The organism is Allostella sp. (assembly GCF_041913585.1).
Classification (GTDB): Bacteria; Pseudomonadota; Alphaproteobacteria; order ATCC43930; family Allostellaceae; genus Allostella.
In genome coordinates this window covers 6,893-17,084 of the sequence record NZ_JAYSFE010000105.1, presented here as the reverse complement: position 1 = coordinate 17,084, position 10,192 = coordinate 6,893, and the positions used below count along the sequence as shown (strand labels likewise).

The window sequence follows — 10,192 nt, the reverse complement described above, 5'->3', positions numbered from 1 at the left end:
ACCTGCGCGCCCAGCTCGCCGCCTGCCACATCGCCGAGAAGCAGTTCGCCGAGCTGGTCGCCCGCTACGGCGCCGACCAGGTCCAGGCCTACATGGTCGAGACGGTCGACTATGCCGAGCGCCTGACCCGGGCGGCACTCGCCAAGCTGCCCGACGGCGAATGGACGTTCGAGGACTGGATCGACGACGACGGCGTCGACTACGGCAAGCCGATCCGCCTCTTCGTCACGCTGAAGAAGAAGGGCGACCATATGGTCGTCGACTGGACCGGCACGAGCCCGCAGGTGAAGGGCGCCATCAACAACACGCTCTCCTTCACCAAGGCCGCCGCCTACACCGGCGTGCGCTCGGTGCTGCCAGCCGGCATCCCCAACAACGAGGGCGTCTTCCGCGCCATCGAGGTCATCTGCCCGCCCGGCACGGTCGGCAACGGCGTCCTGCCGGCCGCCTGCGCCGCCCGCGGCCTCACCGGCTTCCGCATGACCGACTGCGTCTTCGGCGCGCTCGCCATGATGCTGCCGGACAAGGTCTTCGCCGCCGGCGACGGCGGCAACACCGGCATCTCGATCGGCGGCTACTACGCCAGCCGCAAGCCCTTCATCTATGTCGACTTCACCTGCGGCGCGTGGGGCGCCCGGCCGTGGGCGGACGGGCTCGACGGCAACAGCCACATGTTCGCCAACATGGCCTCGCACTCGATCGAGGTGACCGAGGCCGAGCATCCGATCCAGTTGCTGGCCTACGAGTTCGTCGCCGACAAGGCGGGCGCCGGCAAGTTCCGCGGCGGCGTGCCGTTCCGCCGCGACTACAAGTTCCTGGAGACCGAAGGCGTGCTCCAGGTCCGGTCCGACCGGCGCACGCACCGGCCCTTCGGCCTCTACGGCGGCAGCCCCGGACAGCCGTCCGAGAACTACCTCAACCCCGACGGCGCCTGCGAGACCCTGCCGTCCAAGCTGACCATGACGATCCGCAAGGGCGACGTCTTCCGCCATGTGCTGGCCGGCGCCGGCGGCTGGGGCGACCCCCTGGAGCGCGATCCGGCCAAGGTGCTGAAGGACGTGCGCAACGAGTTGCTGTCGCCGGCCAAGGCCAGGGCCGACTACGGCATCGTCGTCGATACCGCCACCTGGACCGTCGACCAGCCGGCGACCGAGGCGGCGCGCGCCGAGATCCGCCGCCGCCGCGGCTGGACCCAGAGCCCCACCGTGCAATGGACCGACCCCGCGCCCACGGCGCAGGCGGCGGAGTGAGATCATGACCGTGAACTATCGCGTCGGCGTCGACATCGGCGGCACCTTCACCGACATCGTCCTGCTCGGCTCCGACGGTACGATCCACACCAAGAAGATCTCGTCGAGCGTCGACAACTACGCCCGCGCCATCGTCGAGGGCCTGACCGAGGTCTTCCAGGAGACCGGCCTCGGCGGTGCCGATGTCGCCGAAATCCGCCACGGCACCACCGTCGCGTCCAATGCCATCCTCGAGCACAAGGGCGCCCGCACCGGCCTCATCACCACCAAAGGCTTCCGCGACGTGCTGGAAATCCGCACGCTGCGGATGCCGCGGCTCTACGACATCGGCTGGGAGAAGCCGGAGCCCCTGGTCGAGCGGCGGCTGCGCCGCGTCGTCGACGAGCGCATCGCCGCCTCGGGCGCCGTCGAACATCCGCTCGATCCGGCCGACGCCGAGGCGCAGGTCGACGCGCTGCTCGCCGAGAAGGTGGAGGCGATCGCGATCTGCCTCCTCCACTCCTACGCCAACCCCGTCCACGAGCGGATGATCGCCGAGATCGTCCGCCGCAAGGCGCCCGACCTGCCGGTCTCGGTCTCCTTCGAGGTCCTGCCCGAGATCAAGGAGTACGAGCGCACCTCGACCACCGTCATCAACGCCTACGTGATGCCGATCGTCGCCCGCTACCTGCGCGCGCTGCGCGGCGGGCTCGACCGGGCGAACGTGCCGGCCCGCCTCCTTCTCATGCAGTCGAACGGCGGCCTGATGACGTCGGAGGCGGCGACCGAGAAGCCGATGAACATCATCGAGTCGGGCCCCGCCGGCGGGGTCGTCGGCGCCCAGGCCCTGGCGCGCTCGAAGAAACTCGCCGGCATCATCACCTTCGACATGGGCGGGACGACGGCCAAGGCGGCGACGGTCGAGAACGGCCAGGTCACCCGGGCGTCGGAATACTCGGTCGGCGGCGGCATCATGATCGGCTCGCGCCTGCTGACCGGCGCCGGCTACCTTCTCAAGGTCCCGGCCATCGATCTCGCCGAGGTCGGCGCCGGCGGCGGCTCGCTGGTCTGGATCGACGCCGGCGGCTCGCTCCAGATCGGGCCGGAGAGCGCCGGCTCGACCCCCGGCCCGGTCTGCTACGACAAGGGCGGCGAGCGCCCGACCGTGACCGACGCCAACGTCGTGCTCGGCTACATCAACCCCGGCTATCTCGTCGGCGGGGCGGTGAAGCTGAACGCGGCCAAGTCCCGACAGGCGCTCGAGGAACAGGTGGCGAAGCCGCTCGGCATCGATGTCGCGCGGGCGGCGCACGGCGCCCACCTGATCGCCGCCTCGAACATGATCCGCGCGATCCGTTCCGTGTCGACCGAGCGCGGCCGCGACCCCCGCGACTTCTCGCTCTTCGCCTTCGGCGGCAACGGCCCGCTCTTCGCCTGCGGCATGGCCGAATCGCTCGGCATGACGCGGGTGGTGATCCCGCCCTCCCCCGGCCTCTTCTCGGCCTTCGGGCTGCTCTACGCCGACGTCGAGCACCACTATTCGCGGACTTTCCGGCGCCTGACGCGCAGCATGGATCTCGATGAGGTCAATCGGGCCTGGGACGCGCTGGCGAAGCAGGCCGCCGACCAGCTCGCCGCCGAGGGCTTCACCGGCACCGACGCGAAGATCGTGCGGGCGGCCTCCCTGCACTATCACGGCCAGACCTTCGACCTCACCGTGCCGGTTCCGGACGGGCCGGTCGATGCGGCGATGCTGCGCCATCTCGAGGAAGCCTACGGCCAGGAGCACGAGCGCACCTACGGCCACCGCGCCGGCGCCGACGAGCCCGTCGAGCTGGTGTCCATCCAGGTCGTCGGCCTCGGGATCCGCCTCGGCGGCGGGGTGCCGGAACGGGTGCGTCCGTCGCGCCCCGAGCCCGACGCGCCGCCGCCGCGGCCGGCCTATTTCGGGCCGGACAAGGGCTGGATCGAGACCCGGGTGGTGCGCCGCTCCGACCTGGCGGAGCCCATGGACGGCCCGCTGATCGTCGAGGAGTACGACGCGACCTGCGTCGTGCTGCCGGGCTGGCGCGCCAGCCTGGACGCGGCCAAGAACATCGTCGTCGAGCGCCGCTGACCGCGCCGGGACGCGGACGGGTCTTCCCGTCCGCGTCCCGGCATCCTATTTCTCTGGGGCCGCGCGCAGCACGAAGGCAGGTCCGATGGCCAATCCGGAAACTCCCGCCCGCTCCTACTGGGTCGACTCCGAGGGCCGGCCGATCAGCTGCCTGGAGAAGATCAAGGTCCTCGACCAGAACCTCGAGGAAATCCGCGGCGCCTGCCAGGACGCGCTCGAGGACGCGGTCCTGATGGGCTGCGACGAGGCGCAGATTCGCGCCGTCCTGCACCAGGTGGTGGACGGGCTGACCAACCCCTACCGCAAGGGCTGACCCGCCCGAACCGGCTATCCCGCCGCCACCGTCGGCAGCCACATGGCGAGCCCGGGGAAGAGCGCGATGATGACGATCATCAGCATCAGCGTGACGACGAACGGCGCCGTGCCGACGATGACGTCGTCGATGCGCCCGCGCTTGCGCAGGCCCTGCACGACATAGAGGTTGATGCCGACCGGCGGCGTGATCATCGCCGTCTCCAGCAGCAGCACCATGAGGATGCCGAACCAGACCGGGTCGTAGCCGGCCTTGAACATGATCGGCGCGATGATGGGGACGGTGGCCACCATCATCGACAGCGTCTCCATGAACATGCCGAGGATCAGGTAGAAGATCACGACGGCGATGAGCAGTTCGGTCGGCGTCAGCCGCAGCGACGTGATGAAGCGGTTGACCTGGGTCGTCAGGCCGATCGAGGTGATGACGAAGTTGAGGAAATAGGCGGCGATCAGGATCGCCATGATCATCGCCGTCGTCCGCATCGTGCCCTCGAAGGCGACGATCAGCACCCGCCAGGTCAGGCGTCGGCTCCAGGCCGCGACGGCCAGCGCCGCGAGCACGCCGAGCGCCGCCGATTCGGTGGCGGTCGCCCAGCCGGCATAGATCGACCCGATGACGGCGACGAAGATCAGCAGCGGCGGCAGGAGGTCCGGCAGGCTGCGGATACGGGCCTCCCAGGTCGTCGCCATCCGCTGCCCGCCCCAGGCCGGCCGCCATAGGCAGAGCACGAGCACCGTCAGGCCGAAGAGCATCGCCAGCAACAGGCCGGGCACGACGCCGGCGAGGTAGAGCTTCGGGATCGAGGATTCCGTCAGCACGCCGTAGACGATCATGTTGATCGAGGGCGGGATGAGGATGCCGAGCGTGCCGCCGGCGGCGATGGTGCCGAGGAAGAGGCGCTCGTTGTAGCCGCGCTTCTCGACCTCTCCCAGCGCCACCGTGCCGATCGTGGCCGCGGTCGCGACGCTCGATCCCGAGGTCGCCGCGAACATCGCGCAGGCGGCGATGTTGGAGTGCATGAGGCCACCCGGCAGCCATGGCATCCACTGCACGAGCGCGTTGTACATGCGCTCGGCCATGCCGGACCGCAGCAGGATCTCGCCCAGCAGCACGAAGAACGGGATGGCGACCAGGAGAAAGTTGTTCGAGGTCGCCCACGCCATCTCGCCCATGGCGAGCGACAGCGGCATGCGCGAGTAGAATTCGGTGAGCGCCAGACCGAGGACGCCGAGGACGGCGGCCACCGGCACCGCGACGGCCAGGAGCCCGATCAGGATCGCGAGCGTCGTCCAGATCATCGCCCGTTCCCCGCCTTGCGGGCGACCTCGAGGGCCGCGATCTCTTCCTCGACCTCCTCCTGGGCCGAGCGGGTGCCGATCATCCGGACCACGCCGTGGGCATCGCCGGACAGGATCCGCCGCAGCGCCTCGACCAGCAGCACGATGCCGACGGCAAAGAACAGCAGCAGCCCCCCGAACCAGACGACCTGGGGCAGGATCAGCGGCGTCTCGATGGCGGACTGGCTGCGCGACCCCGAGACCCAGGACTGATCGAGCACCAGCCGTCCGTGCCAGGTGACGAGGGCGAAGAAGCCGACGAAGAGCACCAGCCCGGCGACGTCGAGGACGACGCGAAGGGCGTTGGGGAAGAGGACATAGAGCGAGTCGATGCGGATGTGGGCGCGCTCGATGAGCGCCGCGCCCAGTCCCCAGGACGTGCCGATGGCGAGCGCATAGCCCGCGAGTTCGTCGGCGCCGCCGATCGAGATGCTGAAGAACTTGCGGATCACGACATCGACGCCGATCAGGACGGCGGCCAGCAGCACCAGGGTGCCGCCGAACCACAGTCCGAGCCGGGAGATGCGGTGGGCCGCCGCCAGGACCGGTTCCATGCCCTCGCCTCGAATCTGGCTGCTCGAAAGGGAACGGGCCGGGCGATCGCCCGGCCCGTGCGCGTCCTGGCCCGCCGGCTCAGGTCGTCGGAGCCTTCAGCCCCAGCGCCTTGCCGACCGTGTCGTTCCACTCCTTGACGCACTCGGCGCCGCAGCGCTTGGCCCAGTTGGCCAGCACCGCGCCCTCGACGAGCTTCTTGTGCGTCGCAGCCTCGGCCGGCTTCACCGCCACGATGGTGATGTTGGCGGGCTTGCCGAGCGTGCAGGGCTGCTTGCCGGTGTTGCAGTTGTCGGCCTGCGCCATCGCCTCCTTGATCGTGCCCCACATCTTGTCCTCGTAGGCCGCGACCTGGGTCAGCAGGAACTGCTGCACCTTCGGGTCCATCCGGTTCCAGCTCGTGAGGTTGACGGCAAGCGCGTTGATGCTCCAGCCGAGCGACATCGGATAGAGCGACTTGGTCACCTCGGGCCAGCCGGCGGTGTTGCCCGACAGGCTGCCGGTGACGCCGCAGTCGACGACGCCGTTGTTGAGCGCCGGCACCACCTCGGCGAAGGCCATGCTGACCGCCGTCGCGCCGATGCCGCCCAGGAAGTCGCGCATCGTGTTGTTGAAGACGCGGACCTTCTTGCCCTTGAGGTCGTCGAGCCCGCCCAGCACGTTGCGGCACCAGAAGACCTGCGGCGGGTTGCCGCCGAAGGCCAGGAGCTTGGCGTTCCAGTTCTTCTGCATCTGGCGGTCGATGACGGGCGCCCAGGCCTTGCACGCCGCCCGCGCCTTGTCGGGATCGAGGGTCAGGCCGGCGAGATCGCAACCCTCGAAGCGGGGGTCGTCACCGGCCATCTTCGAGATGTCCATGCCGGCGAAGTCCATGACGCCGAGCTTCAGCAGGCGGAGCATCGTCTTGTCGTCGATGCCCATCTGATCGAGCGGCGTGATGTCGACGGTGATCGCGCCCTTCGAGGCGTCCGGGATCGTCTTGCGCCAGAACGGCACCTCGTCGACCGTCGAGGCGACGGTCGGGCTGTTCAGGCCGATCGCCTTGAACTGCGACTTCGGCAGGTCCTGCGCCATGGCGGCCCCCGCGACCGTGGCGAAGACACCCGCCAGCACGATGTGCTTCATCATCAACCCTCTCCCCAAAATTGCCGGGCTTGCGCGAACCGACGACCATGGCCGGGCGACGGCGACGCCGCACGCCCGCGATGCTGGCACCGATCGGGACCGGCACGCAAGACGGTGCCCCGCCCCTCGATCGCCGGTTGCCCCACGATCCGGCCCCGTGCCATTCAATCGGCATGCCACCTCCGACCGGCCCGGTCCTCCTCAGCGCCCCCCTGCCGGCGGCGGCCATGCAGCGCCTCGCCGCCGCGGACGTCACGGTGATCGTCCTCGACGAACCGACGCAGGCGGCGCTGCTGGCGGCGCTCCCCGGCGCCGCCGCGGTCGTGCTGGTCGGCGAGCGTCCGGCGCTCGACCGGGCGGCGATCGCCGCCGCGCCGCGACTTCGCCTCGCCTGCCGCAACGGCGCCGGCTTCGACAATTTCGACGTCGCGGCCCTGAGCGCCCGCGGCATTCCCCTGGTCACCACCGGCGATGCCAATGCCGATGCGGTCGCCGAGCACGCGATCCATCTCCTGCTCTCGGTCGCGAGGCGCGGCCCCGTCCACGACCGCGAGGTCCGGGCCGGACGCTGGTCGCGCGCGCGTGGCGCCGTCGAACTGCGCGACAAGACGGCGGCGGTGGTCGGCTGGGGCCGGATCGGCCGGCGCATCGGCCGGCTGGCGGACGCGTTCGGAATGCGGGTGCTGCCGGTCGACCCGGCGCATCCCGACGGCCCCGGCCTCGACGCCGCGCTGCGACAGGCCGATGCGGTGATCCTGGCCCTCGCCCTGACCCCGGCGACGCATCATCTGATCGACGCCGCGCGCCTCGCGCAGATGAAACCTTCGGCGATCCTCGTCAACGTCGCCCGCGGCGCCGTGGTGGACCAGACGGCACTCGCCGCGGCACTGGCCGCGGGGCGTCTCGCCGGTGCCGGCCTCGACGTGCTGGAGCAGGAGCCGCCCGACCCCGCCGACCCGCTGCTGGCGCTCGACCGGGTCGTCCTCTCGCCGCACGTCGCCGCCTCCTGCCCGGAAGCGGTCGAGCGGGTGGCGCTCGCCTGCGCCGAGGCCGTGGTCCGCGGCCTCGCCGGGGACTTCGCGGCGCTGTCGGTGGTCAATCCCGAGGTGCTGGGCCGCCGCGCCTAGCGGAAGGTCGCCGAGATCGTGCCCAGCATCCCGTAGTCGGCGAGGACCGTGTCTCCCGGGCGGACCTCGAGCGGCGCCACGCAGGTGCCGGTGGTCACGAACTGCCCGGCACGGAGCGGCACGCCGATCCCCGACAGCTCGTTGGCGATCCACACCAGGGCGTCGCGCGGGTCGCCCAGCACGTTCGCCCCCAGCCCCTCCCGCTCGTAGCGGCCGCCGACCGCGGCGCGCGGGCGCTCCGCCGCGAGGTCGAGGCTGCGCCAGGCGTCCGGGCAGGCCGGGCCGAGGACGAAGAGATGGGCGCAGGCATCGTCCGCGATGAGCTGGGCGGCGCCGACCCTGGCGAAATCCTCGAAGCGCGAGTCCGGGATCTCGATCCCGGTGTGCAACGCGCCGACCGCCGCCATCACCTCGCCACGGCCGTAGGGCGCCGACCGAGGCGCCAGCGTCGCCGCCATGCGGAAGACGAACTCGACCTCGGCCACGCGCATGAGGTTACCGGCGAGGTCGATCGTCGCCCCCGGCTCCAGCACCCGGTCGGCCGGCAGGCGACCGGCCATCGGCCCGTCGACGCCGATATGGAGCTGGCCGGCGCGGCTGGTGGCGGCGATCTTCCAGCCCGCCACCGGCGCGAGACCCGGCGCTTCGAGCTCGGCCTGGATGGCGTAGCCGTCGACGCGGCCGGCCGGGCGCAGGGCCGCCGGCAGCGCCGCCATCTTCCGCCCGGTCCGCCAGTGCTCCCGCAGCAGCGCGGCGGCGGCGGCGGTGTCGAGCCGGGCCGCGGCCGCCGTCACAGCGCCGCCACCGCCGCGTTGCGGATGTCGGTCACCACCATGTGGCCCGGGGTGTGGGTGATGGCGAACGGCGGCCGCGCCATCCGGATCGCCGCCTGCGGCGTCACCCCGCAGGCCCAGAAGACGGGCAGCTCGTCGGCCATCACCTCGGTCGGCGGCCCCTCCCACGGCTTCGAGATGTCGTCGATGCCGATCAGGTGCGGCAGGCCGATATGGACGGGCGCGCCATGGACGTTGGGGAAGCGGCTCGTCACCTGCACCGCCCGGATGGCGTCGGCCGGCTTGAACGGCCGCATCGACACCACGAGGTTGCCGCGGAAGCGGCCGGCCGGAGCGGTCGGCACGCTGGTCAGGTACATCGGTACGCCGGCGCCGCAGGCGATGTGGCGTAGCGGCACGCCGGCGTCGAGCAGCGCCGCCTCGAACGAGAAGGAGCAGCCGAGCACGAAGGCGACGAGATCGTCGCGCCACAGGTCGGCGATGTCGGTGACGTCGCCCGCCGGCTCGCCGTCGCGGAAGACGCGGTAGCTCGGCACGTCGTGGCGGATGTCGAGGTCCTGGCCCAGCATCGGCAGGAAGGGATCGCCCGGCTCCGCCGACATGCCGACGATCGGGCACGGCTTCGGGTTGAGCTGGCAATAGCGCAGGAACTCCCCCGCCCAGTCGGCCGGCAAGATGGCGAGGTTGCCCTGGACGAAGCCGGGAGCGACGTTGGCCGTCCAGCCGGTGTGGCGGCCCTGGCGGATCGCCAGCCGGGCCTCGCGCGGATCGGTCCAGAGGGCGGGCGGGGCACTCGGCATCAGGGAGTCCGGCATCGGTCCACCTCCATCCGTGGGTTCGCTCGGGCGATCCTAGCCCAACGCGGCGGTTCCGGCAGGGGTCATGTGGCGATGCGGACGCGCCGGCGCTTCGACCCCCAGTCGCCGGGCGGACCGTCGAACAGCCCCGCGACCGGCGTGCCGCAGGCGAGGCAGGCGCCGTCGCCGTCGAGGTGCCAGCGGTCCAGCTTGTACCAATCGCGCCCGATCACCTTCTCGCCACAGGCATGGCACCAGGTCGAATCCCGCGCCGGATCGTGGACATTGCCGACATAGGCGTAGCGCAGCCCGGCCGCGACCGCGATCCGCCTCGCCGTCGACAGCGTCGTGTGCGGCGTCCGCGGCTTGTCCTGCATCCGGTAGTCCGGATGGAAGGCGCTGAAATGGATCGGGACGTCCGGCCCCAGCCGCTCGGCGATCCAGGCGCACATGCGCTCGAGCTCGTCCTGCCCGTCGTTCTCGCCCGGGATCAGCAGGGTGGTGATCTCGAGCCAGCAGCTCGTCTCCTTGCGGATGTATTCGAGCGTGTCCAGGACCGGCCCCAGCCGGCTCTTGGTCACCCGGCGGTAGAACGCTTCGCTGAAGGCCTTGAGGTCGACGTTGGCGGCGTCCATGTGGCGGTAGAACTCGGCCCGGGCCGGCGCCGTCATGTAGCCGGCGGTGACGGCGACCGACCGCAGGCCGTGCGCCCGGCAGGCGGCGGCGGCATCGACCGCATATTCGAGGAACACCACCGGATCGTTGTAGGTGAAGGCGACGCTGCGGCAGCCGAAGCGGG

At 71.0% G+C, this 10,192-nt stretch carries 10 protein-coding genes; 4 read left to right on the top strand and 6 right to left on the bottom strand.

From position 1 onward, the window contains the following. The 3 genes from ACE3Q3_RS17955 to ACE3Q3_RS17945 all read left to right on the top strand — a co-directional run. The coding region (locus ACE3Q3_RS17955) for a hydantoinase B/oxoprolinase family protein (protein WP_374448404.1) at positions 1–1,250 on the top strand (1,250 nt) is incomplete at its 5' end. Positions 1,251–1,254: 4 nt separating this feature from the next. Then, on the top strand, positions 1,255–3,345 hold the full coding sequence (locus tag ACE3Q3_RS17950) for a hydantoinase/oxoprolinase family protein (protein WP_374448403.1): 2,091 nt from the start codon (positions 1,255–1,257) through the stop codon (positions 3,343–3,345). Positions 3,346–3,430: 85 nt separating this feature from the next. Beyond that, positions 3,431–3,658 (top strand): hypothetical protein, encoded by a 228-nt coding sequence (locus tag ACE3Q3_RS17945; protein WP_374448400.1) that lies wholly within the window; start codon positions 3,431–3,433, stop codon positions 3,656–3,658. A 14-nt stretch (positions 3,659–3,672) separates the two neighbouring features. Here the strand turns inward: ACE3Q3_RS17945 and ACE3Q3_RS17940 are convergent, their stop codons facing one another. The 3 genes from ACE3Q3_RS17940 to ACE3Q3_RS17930 form a co-directional block, all read right to left on the bottom strand. Then, positions 3,673–4,959 (bottom strand): TRAP transporter large permease, encoded by a 1,287-nt coding sequence (locus ACE3Q3_RS17940; protein WP_374448398.1) that lies wholly within the window; start codon positions 4,957–4,959, stop codon positions 3,673–3,675. Continuing rightward, complete coding sequence (locus ACE3Q3_RS17935; RefSeq protein ID WP_374448397.1) at positions 4,956–5,552, bottom strand: TRAP transporter small permease subunit; 597 nt, start codon at positions 5,550–5,552, stop codon at positions 4,956–4,958. The genes ACE3Q3_RS17940 and ACE3Q3_RS17935 overlap by 4 nt, the downstream gene beginning before the upstream one ends. Positions 5,553–5,631: 79 nt before the next feature. Beyond that, positions 5,632–6,678, bottom strand: coding sequence for a TRAP transporter substrate-binding protein (locus ACE3Q3_RS17930; RefSeq protein WP_374448396.1), 1,047 nt, complete (start codon positions 6,676–6,678; stop codon positions 5,632–5,634). A gap of 170 nt (positions 6,679–6,848) precedes the next feature. On the opposite strand from ACE3Q3_RS17930, the gene ACE3Q3_RS17925 reads away from it, so the two are divergent. Then, entirely contained in the window at positions 6,849–7,802 is a 954-nt protein-coding gene (locus tag ACE3Q3_RS17925) for an NAD(P)-dependent oxidoreductase (protein ID WP_374448395.1), read from the top strand. Here the strand turns inward: ACE3Q3_RS17925 and ACE3Q3_RS17920 are convergent. The 3 genes from ACE3Q3_RS17920 to amrS all read right to left on the bottom strand — a co-directional run. Next, on the bottom strand, positions 7,799–8,596 hold the full coding sequence (locus tag ACE3Q3_RS17920; protein WP_374448393.1) for a 2-keto-4-pentenoate hydratase: 798 nt from the start codon (positions 8,594–8,596) through the stop codon (positions 7,799–7,801). The two genes, ACE3Q3_RS17925 and ACE3Q3_RS17920, sit on opposite strands and share 4 nt — an antisense overlap. Next, positions 8,593–9,411 (bottom strand): putative hydro-lyase, encoded by an 819-nt coding sequence (locus ACE3Q3_RS17915; protein ID WP_374448392.1) that lies wholly within the window; start codon positions 9,409–9,411, stop codon positions 8,593–8,595. Before ACE3Q3_RS17915 ends, ACE3Q3_RS17920 begins: the two co-directional genes overlap by 4 nt. Before the next feature lie 65 nt (positions 9,412–9,476). Further along, positions 9,477–10,192 (bottom strand): AmmeMemoRadiSam system radical SAM enzyme (gene amrS / locus ACE3Q3_RS17910; RefSeq protein WP_374448389.1); only part of this gene is annotated, 716 nt, incomplete at its 5' end.